The sequence below is a fragment of the Nocardia spumae genome, assembly GCF_020733635.1.
In the GTDB taxonomy this organism is placed as follows: Bacteria; Actinomycetota; Actinomycetes; order Mycobacteriales; family Mycobacteriaceae; genus Nocardia; species Nocardia spumae.
Map to the genome: position 1 here is coordinate 6,320,421 of NZ_JAJFZL010000001.1, position 18,003 is coordinate 6,338,423.

17 protein-coding genes are annotated in these 18,003 nt (G+C 67.4%); 8 read left to right on the top strand and 9 right to left on the bottom strand.

Annotated features, from left to right (window positions below):
- Positions 1-25: 25 nt before the first annotated feature.
- From LKD76_RS28060 to LKD76_RS28090, 7 genes are all read left to right on the top strand, one after another.
- Positions 26-652 (top strand): sigma-70 family RNA polymerase sigma factor, encoded by a 627-nt coding sequence (locus tag LKD76_RS28060; protein ID WP_227984396.1) that lies wholly within the window; start codon positions 26-28, stop codon positions 650-652.
- On the top strand, positions 649-1,389 hold the full coding sequence (locus LKD76_RS28065; RefSeq protein WP_227984397.1) for an anti-sigma factor: 741 nt from the start codon (positions 649-651) through the stop codon (positions 1,387-1,389). The genes LKD76_RS28060 and LKD76_RS28065 overlap by 4 nt, the downstream gene beginning before the upstream one ends.
- Positions 1,390-1,492: 103 nt before the next feature.
- Positions 1,493-2,989 (top strand): molybdopterin-dependent oxidoreductase, encoded by a 1,497-nt coding sequence (locus LKD76_RS28070; RefSeq protein ID WP_227985434.1) that lies wholly within the window; start codon positions 1,493-1,495, stop codon positions 2,987-2,989.
- Positions 2,990-3,378: 389 nt separating this feature from the next.
- The gene (gene sigK, locus LKD76_RS28075) at positions 3,379-4,041 is read left to right on the top strand and encodes an ECF RNA polymerase sigma factor SigK (RefSeq protein ID WP_227984398.1); all 663 of its coding nucleotides are present in this window, start codon (positions 3,379-3,381) and stop codon (positions 4,039-4,041) included.
- Positions 4,034-4,804, top strand: coding sequence for an anti-sigma factor (locus LKD76_RS28080; protein WP_227984399.1), 771 nt, complete (start codon positions 4,034-4,036; stop codon positions 4,802-4,804). The genes sigK and LKD76_RS28080 overlap by 8 nt, the downstream gene beginning before the upstream one ends.
- An 81-nt stretch (positions 4,805-4,885) precedes the next feature.
- Positions 4,886-5,098 (top strand): cold shock domain-containing protein, encoded by a 213-nt coding sequence (locus tag LKD76_RS28085; RefSeq protein WP_227984400.1) that lies wholly within the window; start codon positions 4,886-4,888, stop codon positions 5,096-5,098.
- Positions 5,099-5,201: 103 nt separating this feature from the next.
- The gene (locus LKD76_RS28090) at positions 5,202-6,245 is read left to right on the top strand and encodes an alpha/beta hydrolase (protein ID WP_255660511.1); all 1,044 of its coding nucleotides are present in this window, start codon (positions 5,202-5,204) and stop codon (positions 6,243-6,245) included.
- 881 nt (positions 6,246-7,126) lie between these two features.
- Here the strand turns inward: LKD76_RS28090 and LKD76_RS28095 are convergent.
- From LKD76_RS28095 to LKD76_RS28125, 7 genes are all read right to left on the bottom strand, one after another.
- On the bottom strand, positions 7,127-8,419 hold the full coding sequence (locus tag LKD76_RS28095; protein ID WP_227984402.1) for an ArsB/NhaD family transporter: 1,293 nt from the start codon (positions 8,417-8,419) through the stop codon (positions 7,127-7,129).
- A gap of 28 nt (positions 8,420-8,447) precedes the next feature.
- Entirely contained in the window at positions 8,448-8,894 is a 447-nt protein-coding gene (locus LKD76_RS28100) for a CBS domain-containing protein (RefSeq protein ID WP_227984403.1), read from the bottom strand.
- Between the two features lie 272 nt (positions 8,895-9,166).
- The gene (locus LKD76_RS28105) at positions 9,167-9,958 is read right to left on the bottom strand and encodes an ABC transporter permease subunit (protein ID WP_227984404.1); all 792 of its coding nucleotides are present in this window, start codon (positions 9,956-9,958) and stop codon (positions 9,167-9,169) included.
- Complete coding sequence (locus tag LKD76_RS28110) at positions 9,951-10,859, bottom strand: ABC transporter ATP-binding protein (RefSeq protein WP_227984405.1); 909 nt, start codon at positions 10,857-10,859, stop codon at positions 9,951-9,953. Before LKD76_RS28110 ends, LKD76_RS28105 begins: the two co-directional genes overlap by 8 nt.
- Positions 10,860-10,979: 120 nt before the next feature.
- Complete coding sequence (locus LKD76_RS28115) at positions 10,980-11,783, bottom strand: hemerythrin domain-containing protein (protein ID WP_227984406.1); 804 nt, start codon at positions 11,781-11,783, stop codon at positions 10,980-10,982.
- On the bottom strand, positions 11,780-12,406 hold the full coding sequence (locus tag LKD76_RS28120) for a COG4315 family predicted lipoprotein (RefSeq protein WP_227984407.1): 627 nt from the start codon (positions 12,404-12,406) through the stop codon (positions 11,780-11,782). The genes LKD76_RS28115 and LKD76_RS28120 overlap by 4 nt, the downstream gene beginning before the upstream one ends.
- A 329-nt stretch (positions 12,407-12,735) precedes the next feature.
- The gene (locus LKD76_RS28125; RefSeq protein WP_227985435.1) at positions 12,736-13,818 is read right to left on the bottom strand and encodes a cytochrome c oxidase assembly protein; all 1,083 of its coding nucleotides are present in this window, start codon (positions 13,816-13,818) and stop codon (positions 12,736-12,738) included.
- An 84-nt stretch (positions 13,819-13,902) separates the two neighbouring features.
- Here LKD76_RS28125 and LKD76_RS28130 point away from each other — a divergent pair, with 84 nt between their 5' ends.
- Positions 13,903-15,750 carry a chloride channel protein gene (locus tag LKD76_RS28130; protein ID WP_227984408.1) on the top strand — a complete coding sequence of 616 codons (1,848 nt, stop codon included), beginning with the start codon at positions 13,903-13,905 and terminating at the stop codon, positions 15,748-15,750.
- A 48-nt stretch (positions 15,751-15,798) separates the two neighbouring features.
- Here LKD76_RS28130 and LKD76_RS28135 read toward each other — a convergent pair whose 3' ends face one another.
- The gene (locus LKD76_RS28135; protein WP_227984409.1) at positions 15,799-16,287 is read right to left on the bottom strand and encodes a MarR family winged helix-turn-helix transcriptional regulator; all 489 of its coding nucleotides are present in this window, start codon (positions 16,285-16,287) and stop codon (positions 15,799-15,801) included.
- A gap of 263 nt (positions 16,288-16,550) precedes the next feature.
- Positions 16,551-17,957 (bottom strand): MFS transporter, encoded by a 1,407-nt coding sequence (locus tag LKD76_RS28140; protein ID WP_227984410.1) that lies wholly within the window; start codon positions 17,955-17,957, stop codon positions 16,551-16,553.
- Positions 17,958-18,003: the final 46 nt, after the last annotated feature.

The window sequence follows — 18,003 nt, forward strand, 5'->3', positions numbered from 1 at the left end:
ACGAATAACGGCAGGTGCGAACACGATGAACGAACTTCTCGACCAGCGGCAGCCGGCTCCGGGCGTATCGCCCGCCACAGATCGGCAGGACAGCGGGGTGCAACACCGGCTCGCCGAGTTGCTCGTCGCGGTGAGCAACGGTGACCGGGACGCGTTCACCGCGTTCTACCGGATGACCGATCAGCGGGTCTTCGGACTCGCGTTGTGGATGACCCGCAATGCTGCCATGGCCGAGGAAGTCGCTCAGGAGGTCTACCTCCAGGTGTGGTCTCTCGCCGGGCGCTACAACCCGGGAATGTCCACTCCCATCGGCTGGGTGCTGATGCTCACCCATCGTCGCGTCGTCGACCGTATACGTTCCGAACAGGCGGCTTCCGGTCGCGAATCGGTGTACGGCGCCGTGCACCGGGGCCGCGACCACGACGTGGTGTTCGAAACGGTCGAACAGCGACACGACGAGCGGGCGGTCCAGCGTTGCCTGACACTGCTGACTCCGCTGCAACGCGAATGCATCGTGCTCGCCTACTACGGCGGACTCACCTATCCACAGGTGGCGGCACGGTTGGGAGCCCCGGTGCCGACCGTGAAATCACGCGTTCGGGAAGGGTTCAAACGCATGGCCGGAGCTCTGAACGGGAGCGTCTGCCCATGAGCGGTTCGGAGTCATCGGAGCTGGATCTACTCGGACTCGCCGAGCAGTACGCGCTGGATGCTCTGACAACGGTGCAGCGCGGCATGGTCGAGGACCGGCGCGAGCGATCGGACCGGTTCGCCGCGGCCGAGTTCGATGCCGCGGTCGCGGCGGTCCACGAGGTTCTCGCCCAGCTGAGCGTCGTGACCGCCTGCTCACCACCACACGGTATGGAGAATCGGATTCTGCACGCGCTGGACAACAGCGCGTGCACCGGGCGCTCAGTGACGGCAGGCCACCGGGCGTGGTGGCCGCCGCCGCGACGAGACCTGGTACTGGTGACCGCGACAGCGGTACTGGCGCTGGGCGGGTTGGTGGCAGTGACCGCACAGCACTTCGCCGGCCGTGACAGCCCACCGGCGATCACGGCCATGGCAATCGACGCCCAACCCGATCTGGTCGTCAGGACGGTGCCGGCGGCGGACGGCGGACGGGTGGAGGTCCACAGCTCGGCAGGTCTGTCCGAACTCGCGGTATCGGTCGCCGGACTACTCCCGCCGGGACCGGACCGGTCGTATCAGATCTGGCTGAGTTCGGCGGACGGAACCACCGACTCACTGGCCGTTTTCGACTCACCGCCGGCCTCGACGGTGGTGGCCGGATTTCGCTCCGCGGACACGATCGCTGTGACGGTGGAACCGGCTGGTGGCTCGCCAAGGCCGACGACGAAACCGATCGCGAGCATCGACCTGAGCTGATCCAGCAGCTCGTCCACCTGAGACGGAAGTACTGATCATGACCGCGTCACACGGCACATCCGCTGTGCCGGAGGGGAATACGCGACGGCAGCGGATCGGCGCGATGCGGGCCGCCGTCGCGGGTGCGCTCGCCGCCGCGACGGTGCTCGCCGTCGGGCATCTGGTCGCCGTAGTCGTCGCCCCGGCCTCCTCGCCGTTCTTCGCGCTCGGCGCCATGATGGTGGACCACACACCACACGAGTGGAAAGACGCCGCAATCCGCCGCTTCGGCAGCCACGACAAGGATGTGTTGTTCGCGTCGATGGCGGTGGTGATGATCGTCGGCGCGGCCTGCGCCGGTCTGCTGGAACGCCGTCGCCCCCTGGGCAGCGGTCTCCTACTGGGCCTCGGCGGTTTCACTCTGTGGGCCGCGCTCACACGCCCCTCCGCCACACCGATGTTCGCGATCCCCACGATCGCCGGGATCCTGTCGGGTGTGGTCGCCTTGCGGCTGTTGACCATCGCAGCTCCCACCTCACGTTCATCCACCGGTAATGCTATGTCGCGCAGGCGATTCCTCGGCACGGCGGCCGCCGTCGCGGCAGTGGCCGCCGGTAGTGCCGCCGCGGCTCGCCTACTCGCACACCAGTTGCGGGACGTGGCGGCCGACAGGGCCAGGTTTCCGCTGCCTCGGCCGCGACTGACCGCGCCCGCGGTGCCCACACAGCCGCGGGTCCGCGGTCTCAGCGCGTTCATCACGCCCAATGACGCCTTCTACCGTGTCGACACCGCCTTGCAGCCGCCCGCACTCACACGCGCCGACTGGCGGCTACGGATTCACGGAATGGTCGGCCGCATGGTCGAATTCGATTTCGATCGGCTGGCCAGGCACACGCCTATCGAACGGATCATGACGATGACATGCGTATCCAACGAGGTCGGCGGGAACCTCGCGGGCACCGCACGCTGGCTCGGATATCCACTGTCGGAGTTGCTCGCCGAGGCCGGGCCCGAACCCGGCGCGGATATGGTGTTGTCCCGCAGCGTCGACGGGTTCACCGCGGGAACGCCGTTGTCCGCGATTCTGGATGGCCGTGACGCGATGCTCGCGATCGGCATGAACGGCGAGCCGCTGCCCATCGAGCACGGCTACCCCGCGCGGCTGATCGTTCCCGGACTCTACGGTTATGTGTCGGCGACCAAATGGGTCGTGGACCTGGAGGTCACCCGCTTCGATCGGGCGAGGGCCTACTGGACCGATCGCGGTTGGTCGGACCGGGCGCCGATCAAGACCGCCGCGCGCATCGATGTGCCAGCCGCCTTCGCGTCGGTGCCGGCGGGGCGGGTGACGGTGGCCGGTGTGGCATGGGCGCAGCGCAGCGGTATCGCGACGGTCGAGGTGCAGGTCGACGATCAGCCGTGGCGACTCGCGGAAACCGCCCCGCAGTATTCGCTGGACACCTGGCGGCAGTGGACCTGGTCCTGGGATGCGACACCCGGAACACACACACTCCGCGTGCGCGCGACCGACGGCGAGGGACGGACACAGACCGAACGGCGTGCCGCTCCCTTTCCGGACGGCGCCACCGGCTGGCACAGTCGCGTCATCACAGTTTCCTGACCAAACCGAGGCGCGCCGCACGTCGAAGCACGGTTATGCACCCAATCCACCGTCCGTCGCCACACCCCGTGCCCGCCGCCGCGGACCGCACACCACGCGGCGGGCTTGCCGTGGCGTGCGGCGTCCGGCGCGGAGTGAGATCACGGTGATCGATACAGGAGATATCGGCAATGCACCGTCACGCCCGTTTCCCGCCGGGCGCCCTCGCCCGCGAATCGAGGCCGTCCGCGCGTCCACTCCCCCGCAGAGCGGCGGGTACGGTTCACCGAGCACAACCATCGCTGCGGTCAATGTCGTCCGCACGCGTGGCAGATCGTCGCACCGGTAATCGATTGTGGCCGGCATCCGAATTGCCATCGGGATACGCCCATACAGGAAGACACAGTGCTATGGCGGATGAACACGCTGAGTCGCCCGGGGCGACCGATCACGTCGGGGTGCGTGTCGAGGAGCTCGATGCCTGCTCGATACATCGGGCGCAGCCGGACCCGGAAGCGGCACGACAGCTCGCCGAGCAGCTGCGAGGCATCGCGGACGGCGACCGGCTCGCCTTCACCCAGTTCTACCGATCCACCAACCACCGCGTCTACGGCTTGGCACTGCGCATTCTGCGGCGGCCGGCCGCCGCGGAGGAGATCGCGCAGGACATCTATCTCTACGTGTGGAACGAGGCGGAGCGGTACGACTCTCGCCTCGCCAGTCCGATCGGATGGCTCATGATGCTCACCCATCGGCGCGCCGTCGACCGCGTTCGCGTCGAATCCTCCTCCACCACACGTGATCTCGCGTTCGGCCACCGCAATCTGGGCCGCGATCACGATATCGTCGCCGAGACGGTGACCCAGCGGTCGGAGGAACGCGCGGTCGTCGAATGCCTCGCCACGCTCACCGAGACACAACGCGAGACCGTGGCCCTGGCCTACTACGGCGGGCGCACCTATTCCGAAGTGGCCGAACACCTCGACATACCGCTCAACACCGTGAAAACCCGCATTCGCGACGGTTTCAAGCGGCTGCGCAACTGCCTGGCGGGATCGGTGAGCGATGCCTGACACCGATCCGCACAGCGAACTGCTCGAGCTCGCACACCTCTACGCGCTCGATGCCCTGTCCGAGCGGGACCGAGCCACCGTCGAGCGTCTGCTCGACACCACCGCTCCTGATCTCGCGGCGGCATTTCGCACCGAGGTGTACGGGCTGCACGAGACGCTGGCACTCATGACCGTGGTCGACAGCGTGCCCGCGCCGGCGTCCCTCGAGGCGACTCTGCGGCACGCACTCGACGCCCGCGGCGCGAAGCCGGTCGAGGAAGGCGTTTCGCCGGACCGGGAGGTGGCATCCGTGCACAGCATCCGGTCCCGGCGGCTGCGCGATCCGCGATGGCTGGCCGCCGCGGCGGCCGCCGTGATCGTCGTCGCGGGAGCCGCGGCGGGAATCGCCGGATACAGCACTAGATCCCACGACACCGGCGCCGTCACCGCACAACAGGTCATCGACCACTCGGACGCCCGCGAACAGACGGTTCCCGTCGAAGGCGGCGGCACGATCACCGTCAACGCATCACGCGAACTCGACGCGGCCGTCGTGTCGTTCGCCACCGTCCAGGCCCCGCCGACCGACCACACCTACCAGCTGTGGCTGATTTCGGCTGCGGGCCAGATTCGTTCGGCCGGTGTTCTGGACGCACTGCCGACCGAACAGGCCCCGGCCCTCGTGCGCTACGGGGACGCGGGCACGCTGGCGGTGTCGATCGAGCCGGCGGGCGGCTCACCCCAGCCGACCACCCAGCCGATCGTCGGCGTACCGCTCACCTGAGTTCGCACATTCCGAAGCGCTACCAAACCGGTCGCCGGGGCTGACCGAAATCCCTTCGAAGTCGAGGAAGGGACGGCCACCATGGCAGGGATGCACGGCACGGTGAAGTGGTTCAACCGGGAGGTGGACTTCGGGTTCATCGCTCCCGATGACGGAGGTCCGGACCTGCTGGTCGAGACCGCGGACGTGGTCGCCGAGCCACCCGGCCGGCAACTGCGGGAAGGCCAAGCGGTCGATTTCGACATCACGATCGGATCGAAGGGACCGCAGGCTCGGAAGGTGTACTGCCGCTGAGCCCGAGTCGAACCCCTCGCGATGTGCCGCTCCGGTCCACGATCGAACCGGGGTACGGCACGGCGTGAATCTTTGCGTGTCATCGGACAGTGACCGACAGCGGATGAGCGAAAGAGGTCCAACAGTGCGAGTATCACGAACGGCGGTGACCGCCCGGCTCCTCGCCGGTGCGCTGGCCGCCACCGCTCTGGTCGCCACGGCAGGCGTGGCCGGCGCCGCCCCCGAGACGGCCGGGGTCGTCTCCGTGGAGCAGGTGGGCGACAGACAGCAGAAAGTCATGGTGTTCTCGCCGAGCATGCACCGGGCGATCCCGGTCCAGGTCGTCCGCGCGGCGGACACGAGCGCCCCACGTCCCACGGTGTATCTGCTCAACGGGTCGCAAGGCGGGCCCAACGAGAGCGGCTGGGATGCCGAGACCGACGCGGTGAACTTCCTGCGCGGCAAGGACGTCAACGTCGTGAACCCGGTCGACGGCGCCAGCTCCTACTACACCGATTGGATCCACGACGATCCGGTCCTGGGCAACAACAAATGGCAGACCTTCCTCAACGACGAGCTACCGCCGGTCATCGAGGGCTTCCTGGGCGCCGACGGAAGACGTGCACTGGCGGGTGTGTCCATGAGCGGCACATCGGTTCTGAACCTCGCCATCGCCAAGCCCGGCTTCTGGAACAGCGTGGCCTCCTACAGCGGCTGCGCGCAGACATCGGATCCGATCGGGCACGAGTTCGTCCGGCTCACGGTCGAGAACTGGGGCGGGGCGCGCAGCGTCGCGAACATGTGGGGTCCCGCCGACGATCCGCGCTGGCGCGCCAACGATCCACTCGTCAACGCGGACAAGCTGCGGGGAACCGCGATCTATTTGAGTTCGGGTAGCGGTGTTCCGGCGGCGCCCCACGACACCCCTGCCGATCGCAGGGTCGAGGAGGGCCGCATCCCGCTGCCCGTACAGATCGCACTCGGCGGACCGATCGAGGCGGCAATCCATTACTGCACCGTGAACCTGACCAACCGGCTGCACGAGTTGAATATCCCTGTGACAGTTGACGACCGGCCGGTGGGCACTCATTCGTGGGGCTATTGGGAGGACGATCTGCACAATTCCTGGCCCTTCCTGGCTCAGTCGATCGGCATCCGAGCAGGCTGAGGCTTATCCGGGTGACAGTCACGAATACACCCATCGAGTACCTGCACGGCACGTCCGTATCGCACGGCGTGGTTGAGGCACGGTGCAAACGAACCGGTCGAGTCGCACTCTGCGGAGCGACACCCTCGACGGGCCGTCGGACCTGACGCAGACTTCGAAATCGTGGTCATCGACGGCTCCGACAGCGATATTCTCGCCCAGCAACCGGCGAGAATATTCCTGGACATCGCACGATGGCAGGCAGCATGCCATGACGACGAAAACACCAGCCTACAGTTGGTATTCAGCTTCAACGACCAGTCGACCACCCGGAAATCGCAGGTCATCCCCGTATCCCATGTTCATAGCGCCCCGCCGAGGGCACTGATCTGCCACAGCATTTCCGCAGGTAAAGTCGGGTTTCATTGCAGATCCAGAATTACCGGGACCAAAGCCACCAGGTCACACGCGGCCCTTCGAGTGCCCTGTGGGGCACGTGGAACAAGGGACCGCAGACGCCCGCTCGTTTCAGTCCGGCGGCACCTGCGGCGAAGACCGAAACGATCGCCCCGACCACGGAGGATCGGAATCCGAAGCTGCGCGGCCCGAGCGGCGTAGCGGGACCATCCCGACGGACCGGAGAAGCACGCCCCCGCCCCTGGGAGTCAACGCAGGCTCGCCACTGAACCTACTGCAACACAGTGGATTTCAACCAATTCCGAGACATGTCTGGTCGCATCCAAGATCCAGCGATGGTCGTCATCATCGTCCGCAAGCAATTACCCGAGACTGATGGAACTTCCCGACCCGGATGGGCGTGGAACACCCGACTCCGCAACGGAACCGCGCTGAGATGGCAGTAACCGCCGTCGGTCCGGTCGAGATCGACGTCTGCCTACGCCTCAGCCGAAGGCGAAGTATCGCAGCCACAGATAGGGTGCCGCGATGGCCACGGTGATCACGGTGACGACGGCGCCCTTGCGGGTGAACTCCCAGAACGAGATCGGGGCGTCGGCGCGACGTGCGATGCCGATCATGACGACATTGGCGCTGGCACCGACGGCGGTGAGGTTGCCGCCGAAGTCGGCTCCGATGGCCAGGGCCCACCACAGTGCGTGGGCGTTGGCCTCATGGCCCATCTGACCCACGAGGTCTGCGACCAGCGGACTCATCGTGGCCACGTAGGGGATGTTGTCGATGAGGCCGGACAGCAGCGCCGAGACGACCAGGATGAGCATGGTGGCGGTGAGCGCGTTCCCGCCGGTCGCGTCGACGGCATATCGGGAGAGATGCTCGATCACACCGGTTTTCACCAGCGCGCCGATCATGACGAACAGTCCGGCGAAGAACAGCAGCGTCTCCCACTCCACCGCGGACAGGTAATCGCTCTGCGACACACCGGAAATCAGTACGAGCACACCAGCACCCAGCAGCGCGACGACAGAGGGGTCGATGTGGAACAGCGAATGCCCGATGAAGCCCGCGAATACCGCGGCCAGGACCACACCGCATGTGATCAGCAGGCCGCGGTCATGGATCGCCTCACGCTCGTTCAACGCCATCACATCGGCCGCTCGGGCGGGATCGACAGTGAAGCTGTTCCGGAACAGCACCGGCAGAAGGAGCGTGAAGACGATGATCGTGAGCACCACCAGCGGTGCGACATTCAGCAAGAAGTCGTTGAACGACAGTCCCGCTCGGCTGCCGATGATGATGTTGGGCGGGTCACCGATGAGTGTGGCGGTGCCGCCGATATTGGAGGCCAGCACTTCGGCGATGAGGAACGGAGCGGGCCCGATGTCGAGGCGTTCGCACACCAGCAGGGTGACCGGGGCGATGAGCAGAATGGTCGTGACGTTGTCCAGGAATGCCGACGACACCGCGGTGATGAGGGTGAGCAGGACCATCACCCGCAGCGGAGATCCCTTGGCGCGCTTGGTCGCCCAGATCGCGGTGTATTCGAAGATCCCGGTCTGGCGCAGGATGCCGACGATGATCATCATGCCGAGCAGCAGGAAGACGACATTCCAGTCGATGCCGGTATCGGCGGAGAAGAAGCTGTCCGCCGACCCGACCACCCCGAGGGCAAGGACGATGGCCGCACCACCGAGCGCGGCCTTGGTCTTGTGTACCCGTTCGGTCGCGATCAGGACGTAGGCGACCACGAACACGGCCACCGCGACGACGGCCGTCATGGGCGCCTCCCGATCGTGCGGACGGGAGTCAGCAGTTGCGCAGCGTCGCTTCCAGCAGCCGCGACGCGGTGATCACGCCGAGGAATTCCGATCCGCTCGTCACCGCGACCAACGGACTGCGAAAGCGCGCCATGGTGGCGGCGACTTCGATCACGGTATCGCCGGCATCGGCAGCGGGAATCTTCGTCAGATGTTCGGGGATGACATCGCGCACTTTCTTGCCGCGCAACTTCGCGGCCACCCGGTCGCAGATCGGTTCGTCGATCACCGCTGCCAGTTGCGGATCGTCCTGCACATACTGCGGGACGATGAACCGCACCACCTGCGATGCCGGCAACACCGCCTTCGGTATGCCGTCGGCATCGGTTACGACGATGCCGGGCAGGCGATGTTCGGCCAGCAGTCGCGCCGCGTCGAGCGCGTCGGTTTCGAGGCCGACCACCGGGTACTGCTCGGCGATCTGAGATGCGTGCACCCCAGCAGGATACGTCGCACCCGCGCGTGACCGGTCCTGCCATCACGATCGGTTCGGCCGCGCATTCGCTCATGGCATCTCCTGGGTCGTCCGCGGGAGGTCACCCGCGGTCGCGGATCACGCTCGCCGACCAGACTTCCCGGCACACCAGGTGTAAAGATGCCGCAAAAACCGATGGTGGGGCAAATCGAAGGGCTGGTCACGCGCGGTGAACTTCGAGACGCACCGTCAGCGAGGCAGTCACTCGCACTCGAGATCGACTGTCGCGCTGGTCAATGCAGGTCGAAGCGCTCGAATGCCGCGATGGTTGCCGTGATCGCGACGAGGGCGATGCCGACCAGGACCCCGAACCAGGCGAGGGACAGGCCATGGTCGAGTTGCCCGTCGCCGACGGCATAGAAGAAGGGGGACGCGAACCGTGCCGGTGCCAGCCAGTCCACGACGGGCGCGAGAGAGCTGATCAGGTAGGCGGCGGCCGCGAGGGCCGACGTGACCCCGAGCGCGGTCCCACGGCTGCCGGTCACGGCACCGATGAGCATGGCGAGAGCGCCGAAGTCCACGCCCAGCAGGAATACGCCAACCGTGATGCCGGCCAAGGCGCTGGTATCGACGTCGAGGTCGAAACCACGCCCCACGAGGACGCAGGCCATAGTGGCGAGGGCGGCGGGCAGCGCGAGCGCGATCAACGCCGCGGCCTTCTGGGCCACGATCCGCCGACGGGACACCGGGAGTGTCGCGACCAATCCGAGGGTGCCGTCCTCATCTTGACCGGCGAGGCAGGAAGCGCCGTATCCGATGGTGATCAGAAGGACGATGAGCGGCACGAAGTTCGCGTACAGGTTGGCGTTGAGCCAACCGGTCGGGCTGGTGAGGGACCCGCTGACACCGAACAGTGCGGCCATGGTCGGGTCGTTGGTGAGCAGCTGGTCCAGGCTGGCGTCGCTGCGGAACGACGGGTACAGCGCGACGATCACCAGCGCGTAGGCGGCGAGCCCGATCGTGTATCCGTAGACCGATCGGCGGCGCAACCGCAGGTCCAGGCCAGTTATGCCGATGCTAGGCATCCCGGGCCTCCGCCGGCTCGTCGCGGTAATAGGTGCGGAACAGTTCGTCGAGGTCGGCGGGGCGGGCAATGACGTCGACCGCGTTCAACGCCGCCGCCGCGCGAAGCACCGGCGCTACGGGACCGGTGACGACGAGTGCGACCCGTCCGTCCGCATCGCGCAGCACCTGGACCCCGTCGAGGGCGGCGAAGGCGCCGGTGTCGATCGGATGGTCGAAGCGGAACTCGATGGTGCGGGGCGCGGAACGGCGCAGTCCCTCGACGGTGTCGCTGACCACGATGCGTCCCTCCTTGATGATCGCGAGCCGGTCGACCAGGCGCTGAACCTCGTCGAGTTCGTGCGAAGACAGGAACACCGTGCGACCGTCCGCGACGGTCTCTCGGACCAACCGGGCGAACTCGTCTTGCAGGAGGGGGTCCAGCCCGGCCGTCGGCTCGTCCAGGACGAGGAGGTCCGGCCGGTGCATGAACGCCAGCAGCAGGCCGATCTTCTGCCGATTGCCCTTGGAAAGGGTCCGAATCGGCCGTTCGAGTTCCGCGCCGAACCGCTCGGCCAGCTCACGGCAGTACCGCAGGTCGTCGAGACCGCGAATGCGCGCGAACCGGTCGACGTGCTCACGTCCGGTCAGCCGCGGGTAGAGGACCAGCTCGCCGGGCAGGTAACCGACTTGGCGATGGATCGCGACCGTGTCGCGAGTCGGATCCAAGTCGAGGACCCGCACCCGACCGGATGTCGGGCGGTACAGGCCGAGCAGAAGCCGGATGGTGGTGGACTTGCCGGCGCCGTTCGGGCCGAGGAAACCGAACACCTCGCCCGCGGCGACATCGATGCCGACCTCGGTGATACCACGATTCGGGCCGAAGGTCTTGGTCAGCTCCTCGGTTGTGATCACATCACTCATCGGTGGGGCCCCTCGTTGTGTGGCCCGCGTCCGGCTGGCCGGGCACGAGCGATCCGGCGGGCGGAATCGGCGTCTTCATCATGCGGCATGCAGGGGATGCCGGTCGGCCGAAGGCCGGGATCAGGTGGGTATCGGTGGAGTGAAGGTGGCGAGGTCATAGATGCCGAGTTGTCGTTCGATATCCGCGATCTGGTCGAGGTAGCCGGAGACACCGTGGTCGCCGAATCGTTTCTGCTGCGCTTCCGCGATCTGGTGCGAGACCTGTTCGAAGGTGTTGCCGTCGGCGGTCACGTCCCGGAAAGCCGGGAAGACGACGGTGTCCTCGCGGGCCTCGTGGGGTTCGTACATGGTGATGAATTGGTCGAGTGTGCGGGCGAGGTCTGCCCGGCTGCCGGCGGTGGCCAATCCGGGTGCCGAGCCCATTCCGGGCATGTCCATGGTGGTTGTCGATCGGATGATGGCGATGGTGATCTTGCGTCCGACGTCGTGCTGGATCAGCAGGTTGCGGACGGTGTCGCGGAGTTTTCCGGCCCGCAGCAGGCGAGGGAAGATGTAGCCCTCTTCGATGCCTTCGTGGAAGTCCTCGATGTAGGAGTGGACCATTTGCGCGGCATGGAACAGTGGCGCCGGGTCGAGTTGATCGCCGGTGGTCAGGCGTCGGCCACATTCGCGGTAGATCAACAGGATTCGCTTGAGGAGGCCGTGGTCGGTCATCAGCTCCTCGGTGGCCGGGACGACCGGGGCCGCCGGTCGGGCGGCGAGGGCATGCTGCGCGCCGACGGCGACACCGGCCCCGACGGCCAGTCCGCCGATTCCGACACCGCCGAGCAACATCGCTCGCCGGTTCATCGCGGGACGGCCCAGGCGCGGCGAACGATGGTCATCTTCCGGCGTGGCGGTGTCGGTCTCAGCGTGGTCGGTCACCGGTGTCCTCCGTTCGTGTTCGGCATTGCCGGCGAGTCTGGGCCCATCCCGGGCATCGGCCGCGTGGCCGGCGGCGGGCCGGTGACGAGATACGTGCCGTCGGGCATGACGCCCTGCTGGTCGGGCGGGACGAGCGCCTTACCGTCCGGGTTGATGACGAACCAGGAATCTCCGTTCAGGTTGAGTCCCTGACCGTTGTCCTGTCCCGGCTCGACATCGCCCGCGTAGGCATACAGCGGTCGCCCGGCGTAGGTGGCGATCTTCTTGCCGTACGGACCGGGGATCGTTCCCAAGAGTTTCTGCTGCACCCCGTTGCCGGCGCGCGGGTTTTCGTCGGCGGGGACCGTGACCGGCGGCCAGCTGCCCAGGCAGGCATCACTGCAGCTGGTCGAACGATCGGTGTCGGTCGGGAATATGTAGAGGGTGTAGCCGCGCCCGTCGACGAGTACCGGGCCCAGACCGGCGATGTTCCGGGTGCCGATGACGACCGGGCCCGGCGGCGGGTTGATCAGCGGCTGCGGACCGCTCGTGGGCGGACTCGGTGTGCTGCCGCATGCGCCCACCGCGGCCACAGCGATCAGCGCGAACACGAGCGCGATGATCTTTCGTTGTCCGAAACCCAACTCGACCTCCTTGCAGGTGGGTAGACACCGACTCGGACGAGTCGGTGGGGGTGTGGCTGAACCCCCGAGACGGTGTCGTCGGAGACCTCGGCCGACCCCCATCGCTGGGAGTAGGGCAATCGGGTGTCGCGCCACGGTTTCCAGATCAGCCACGGCGTCATGGCGAGCGTGACCGGAACGGTATCGTCCGATCGCGGCGGGTCCGGAGACACCGCGCCACGGTTCGTATCATGGTGCGCGCCTGCGATATTCGCGGCGCGGGGAGGATAGTGCGAGACACGCGCACAGTGCGGTGACAACCCACACCGTGCGCCATCGTGGTACCGGTGTCATTGTGACTCCTCGCGATCGGCGCGGGGGGTGTCGCGCGGCGATGCCGCGGTTGCTTCGGGATCGACGGGGGGCGCGACCGCGGTACGACCGGCGCCGTGGGCGCGAGCATCCGGCCTCGGGCGCGGAGGCGGGCCGTTCATGTGCGCCAAGCGCGCGTTGTAGGCGTCGAGGGCGGCTTGTTCGTGGTCGACGTCGGAGTCGAGGGCGCCGCTGCCGAGGAGCGCGCGGTGACGGATGCCGTCGAGCCAGGGGCCCAGCCCGGTGTCGCGGTCGCCGAGGCGAATCCATTGGCCCGCAACGGCGATCATGATCAGCATCATCAGCCCGTCGCCGCCGAGCCACATGATGATCCCGGCCAGGTTCTGGTCGGCCAGCGCTTCCGGCCCCCAGTCGCGGGAGGCGGCGTAGGCGGGAGCGAGCACGGTCGACGACATCATCAGCGTGACACCGACCAGGGTGTCCGGTCCGACGCAGATGGCGAGCACCACGAAGCGCAGCGCGAATGGCCACTTCGGGTCGACGGTCAGTTCGTCACCGGCCAGGGGCAGCAGCAACAGGTATCCGGTGACCAGGTAGAGCACGAGTTCGCTGTCGTGGATCCACATGTGCGTCGACATCGCCTGCTGGAATCCGGTGAGGTGGGTGAGCAGCAACACGGCACTGTAGAGCGGCACGGTGAACTTCGCCGACACCGCGATCAGGAAGGCGCGGCTCGCTCGGATCCGGTCGATCGCCGCGGCGGTGCCGGATCCGGCGGCGTCGCGCAGAAGGCGAATCGGCTCTGCCCACACCAGCAGGGCGGGAATGACCATGATCAGCAGCAGGTGCACCACCATGTGCACCGAGAACAGTGCGTGCGAGTACGTCGCGAGGGCACTGTCGACCGCGACGATCACCAGTGTCAGTGCGACCAGCCAGGACATTGTGCGCAGCAGCGGCCACCGCAGCCCACGTCGCGCCGCCCGCCACACCAGATGGAGGTAGCCGGCCGCCGCGGCCACCACGAGCACGTCCACGATCGGCGACCACGTCCAGGTGCCGAAGATCGTTGCCGCGGTGGGTGCGGGAACGCCCTGCATGCCGGTCACTGTCGATCTCCAAATACGAGCACTCTACAATTGTTGCACTGTGCATGGTTTTGGATTCGTTCGAGGGTGGTCGGCATGGTTGTGAGACCCTCGGAGGCGCCGAGTGACCGGTGGTGGTCGCTGCCGCTGCCGCGGCCGACGCCGTGGCGGGAGTGGCTGCGGGAAAGTCGCGGCGGTCTGGTGGTGCTCGCGTTGGCGATCGGCGCGGGCGCCGGCGGTGGTGCGATCGTCTTTCGCTGGCTGATAACGACTTTCACCAAGATCTTGTCCGGGCATGAGGACTATTCGACCGCCGGGCGCGTGTTGAATTCGCATGTGCCCTTCCTCGGGCCGTGGTTCGTGGTGCTGGCTCCGGTGGTAGCGGGGCTGATCTACGGGCCGCTGGTATATCGGTTCGCGCCCGAGGCGCGGGGGCACGGTGTGCCCGAGGTCATGTATGCCGTGGCCGAGCGGGGTGGGCGGATTCCGCCGCAGGTGACCGTCGTGAAGGCGCTCGCCTCGGCGTTGTGTATCGGCGGTGGGGGTTCGGTGGGCCGCGAGGGGCCGATCGTGCAGATCGGTTCGGCGTGGGGGTCGAGTATCGGGCGGTTTACTCGAATGCCGGAGCGGCGCTTGCGAATTCTCGTCGCGTGCGGTGCAGCCGGCGGTATCGCCGCGACGTTCAACGCGCCCATCGCCGGGCCGTTTTTCGCGATGGAGCTGATCCTGCGCGACTTCGCCGCCGAGTCCTTCGGCGCGGTGGTGTTGTCCAGCGTCACCGCGAGCGTGATCGGCCGCGCCGCCCTCGGCAACGAGCCGTTTCTGGACCTGCCCGCGTTCAGCCTGCATTCGGGTTGGGAATACGGTGCTTTCGCTCTGCTCGGCGTGGTGGTCGGCGCGATCGGTGTCGGCTTCACCCATGTGCTGTACCGCATCGAGGATCTCTGCGATTGGGCCTGGCGCGGGCCGGAGTGGCTGCGGCCCGCCGCCGGCGGACTGCTGCTGGGTGGCGTGCTGCTGGTGCTGCCGCAGATGTACGGCGTCGGCTACCCGGTGCTCGGCAATGCCATCGGCGGGCACTATGCGCTCTGGATGCTGACTGTCCTGATGGTCGGCAAAATGCTCGCGACAAGCCTCACGATAGGCATCGGCGGCTCGGGCGGGGTGTTCGCACCGTCGCTGTTCATCGGCGCGATGGGCGGCACCGCATTCGGTGTCGTGGTCCACCACCTGTTCCCCACCGCGACCGCGGCGCCGGGGATGTATGGGCTGATCGGCATGGGCGCCGCGTTCGCGGGTTCGACACGGGCGGCCATCACCGCGGTGCTCATCCTGTTCGAGCTGACCGGTGAGTATTCGATCATCCTGCCGCTCATGCTGGCCGTGGTCATCGCCACCGGCACCTCCCGGGTGCTGTCGAAGGAGACGATCTACACCCTCAAACTCACGCGCCGCGGCGTGGATCTCGATGCGGCACATGCTGGTCCGGCCGGACGGCTCGACCGCATCCTGGTCACGGAGGTGATGGAGCCGTGTCCGGAACCGATCGCGGACGACACCAGGATCGACGACGCCAGTCGCGTCGTCTGGACATCGGCGCACGCGATGGTGCCGATCATCAGCGCGGACGGCCGATATCGCGGTTGCGTCAGCGCCGCGGCGGTGGCCGAAACCCTGGCAGATACCGAATCCGCCGACACCACCGTCGCCGATCTGGCGGTGCTGCCACCCACGATCACCGAAACCAGCACGCTCGCAACCGCTCTCGACGCACTGACCGGACAACCGGGCACCGGGGTCCCGGTCGTGAACGGTGCCGGCGACACCGTCATCGGCTGGCTCACCCACAGCGCCGTACTCGGCGCCGTGCACGGCTCGAACACCGTCGACCCGACCCGAGCGGCACAGCCGGCGGTGGCACACGGTGCCGTGCCACTCCCATGACCGTGCCACTCCCATGACGACGCGGGCCGAGCGGTCCCGCCTCCGGCGCTAGAGCTGATAGCCCTCGATATCGTCGCCCGGAGGCGGTTCACCGCCGGCCGCGGTGAACGCCGTCAGCGCCCGCACCAAACCCGCCCGGTCGGCGACGGGCATCTTGGCGGCCACGGCGGCGATCTCGTTGCGCCGGTAAGCGGTGGCGGTGTCGACCACTTGCCGGCCGCGCTCGGTCAGCGCGACGATCTGCTCGCGGCGCGAGTTCGGATTGGTCCGCCGGTCCAAAAGACCGCCGGTGACCAGGCGGTCCACCATGCGGGTGGCCGTGGACGGCTGCACATTGAGCAAACCGGCCAGCGTCGCGACATTCGACGGACCACGGCTCGAGAGAATGACCAACGTGCGAAACTGCGGAATCGTGATCGAGTCGTCGACCGCCGCGATAGAGCGGGCCGACATCGCCACCAGCAGGCGAGAAGCCGTCAGCAACGCATCGGTCAGCTCATCGATGTCGCGTGCCGCGGCGGTCTCGGTCTTCGTCACGGTCACCTCCTCCGCTGCATCCGTTCTACCCGTTGTCACGACATATGCGCCGATCGTCGAATCATATTGTTCGGCCGTCGGCGAGCGCGATCGGCGTCACGCGCCGGCCACGGCAAATGCCCGATATACGGCTGTCGCGAGCACGGGCGTCGGGTTCGTGACTACCGGGTCGGCGGCGGTGGGTAGATCACGGCAGGGTCCGATCTCCTCGCCGCCCACACCCACCGATGAACTGATCCAGAGGACAGTTGTGCAGCGATAGATTATGCGCGGTCACGTCGGCCTGGGAGCAGCCATGTCAGCGCGGCGACGACCAGCATGACAGCGGCCATCGCCACGAATGCCCGCCCGTAGGCATGTGCGACCGTTGCAGTGCCGGTGCTGGCGGGGACGGCCAGGGTGACCAGGACGGCGAGGCCGAGGGCGCCGCCGATCTGTTTGGTCGTGTTCATCAATCCCGACGCCGCGCCCGCTTCGCGGGGGTCGACACCGGCGGTGACCGCGGTCGTGACCGGGGTGTTCAGCAGCCCGCTGCCGATGCTGAAAACGATGGCGGGGCCGAGGATCCCGGACACATACCCCGTGCCAGGGGTCAGATGGCTCTGCCACCAGAACCCGGCCGCGGCGAGCACGCTTCCGGCGGCGATGACCAGCCGGGTGTCGGCGTAGCGCATCAGCCACGGCGTGACCCGGGTACCGACCAGGATGGTGACCAGGGTGTGGGGCAGGAACGCCAGCCCGGCCCGCAGCGGGCTGTATCCGAGGACGTTCTGCATGCCCAGGGTCAGGAAGTACCACATCGGATTCAGGCACGCCCCTGCCAACAGCATCACCACGTTCCCCACTCCGACCGACCGAATCCGCAACAGCCGCAACGGAATCAGCGGCACCGCGACCTTCGCCTCCACTGCCACGAACCCGGCCAGCAGCACCAGTCCGGCACCGATCCCGGCCACGGTTTGCGGCGCCGTCCAGCCGCCGACCGCCGCTTGCGCGACCCCGAACGCCAGCCCGCCGAGCCCGGCCGTGGCCAGCACCGCCCCGGCCACATCCAGCGGCTCCCGGCTGTCACGGCCGGTATCGGCGGGCACGACTCGCAGTGACCACGCCCAGGCGAGCAGGCCGATGGGGATATTGATCAGCAGGGTCGACCGCCACGACAGGAACTCCGTCAGCACGCCGCCGAGTAGATTGCCCGCCGTGCCTCCGGCCAGTCCGACTGCCGTCCACACCGCCAGTGCCCTTGTGCGCTGCGGGCCTTCGTCGACGGAGGTGGTCAGCAGCGTCAGTGTTGCCGGAGCCAGCACCGCAGCCCCCACGCCCTGCGCGACCCGGGCCGCCACCAGCATGCCTGGTGACATCGCGAGTCCGCCGGCCAGGCTCGCCGCGGTGAACACCCCGAGCCCGGCCAGGAACACCCGGCGGCGCCCGAACAGATCCGCCACCCGCCCGCCGAGCAGCAGCAGCCCGGCGAAGGTCAGCGCGTAGGCATTGATCACCCACTGCAGCCCGGTGTCGGCGAACCCCAGCCCGCCCCGGATCGACGGCAACGCCACGTTCACCACCGACACGTCCAGCACCACCATGAACTGCGCCGCGCACACCACCGCCAGCAACGCCTTCAGCCCGCCACGGCGGGTCCCCGTGCGGTTTGCGGCCGCCGGATCCACCGCCCACCTCCCACCAATACTGATACTGATACATGTGTACCGTATA

Excerpts from the sequence above, each read along its gene's own strand:
- LKD76_RS28060 (WP_227984396.1), top strand. The coding sequence starts at position 26 with ATGAACGAACTTCTCGACCAGCGGCAGCCGGCTCCGGGCGTATCGCCC.
- LKD76_RS28065 (WP_227984397.1), top strand. The coding sequence starts at position 649 with ATGAGCGGTTCGGAGTCATCGGAGCTGGATCTACTCGGACTCGCCGAG.
- LKD76_RS28070 (WP_227985434.1), top strand. The coding sequence starts at position 1,493 with ATGCGGGCCGCCGTCGCGGGTGCGCTCGCCGCCGCGACGGTGCTCGCC.
- sigK (WP_227984398.1), top strand. The coding sequence starts at position 3,379 with ATGGCGGATGAACACGCTGAGTCGCCCGGGGCGACCGATCACGTCGGG.
- LKD76_RS28080 (WP_227984399.1), top strand. The coding sequence starts at position 4,034 with ATGCCTGACACCGATCCGCACAGCGAACTGCTCGAGCTCGCACACCTC.
- LKD76_RS28085 (WP_227984400.1), top strand. The coding sequence starts at position 4,886 with ATGGCAGGGATGCACGGCACGGTGAAGTGGTTCAACCGGGAGGTGGAC.
- LKD76_RS28090 (WP_255660511.1), top strand. The coding sequence starts at position 5,202 with ATGAGCGAAAGAGGTCCAACAGTGCGAGTATCACGAACGGCGGTGACC.
- LKD76_RS28095 (WP_227984402.1), bottom strand. The coding sequence starts at position 8,419 with ATGACGGCCGTCGTCGCGGTGGCCGTGTTCGTGGTCGCCTACGTCCTG.
- LKD76_RS28105 (WP_227984404.1), bottom strand. The coding sequence starts at position 9,958 with ATGCCTAGCATCGGCATAACTGGCCTGGACCTGCGGTTGCGCCGCCGA.
- LKD76_RS28110 (WP_227984405.1), bottom strand. The coding sequence starts at position 10,859 with ATGAGTGATGTGATCACAACCGAGGAGCTGACCAAGACCTTCGGCCCG.
- LKD76_RS28125 (WP_227985435.1), bottom strand. The coding sequence starts at position 13,818 with ATGCAGGGCGTTCCCGCACCCACCGCGGCAACGATCTTCGGCACCTGG.
- LKD76_RS28130 (WP_227984408.1), top strand. The coding sequence starts at position 13,903 with ATGGTTGTGAGACCCTCGGAGGCGCCGAGTGACCGGTGGTGGTCGCTG.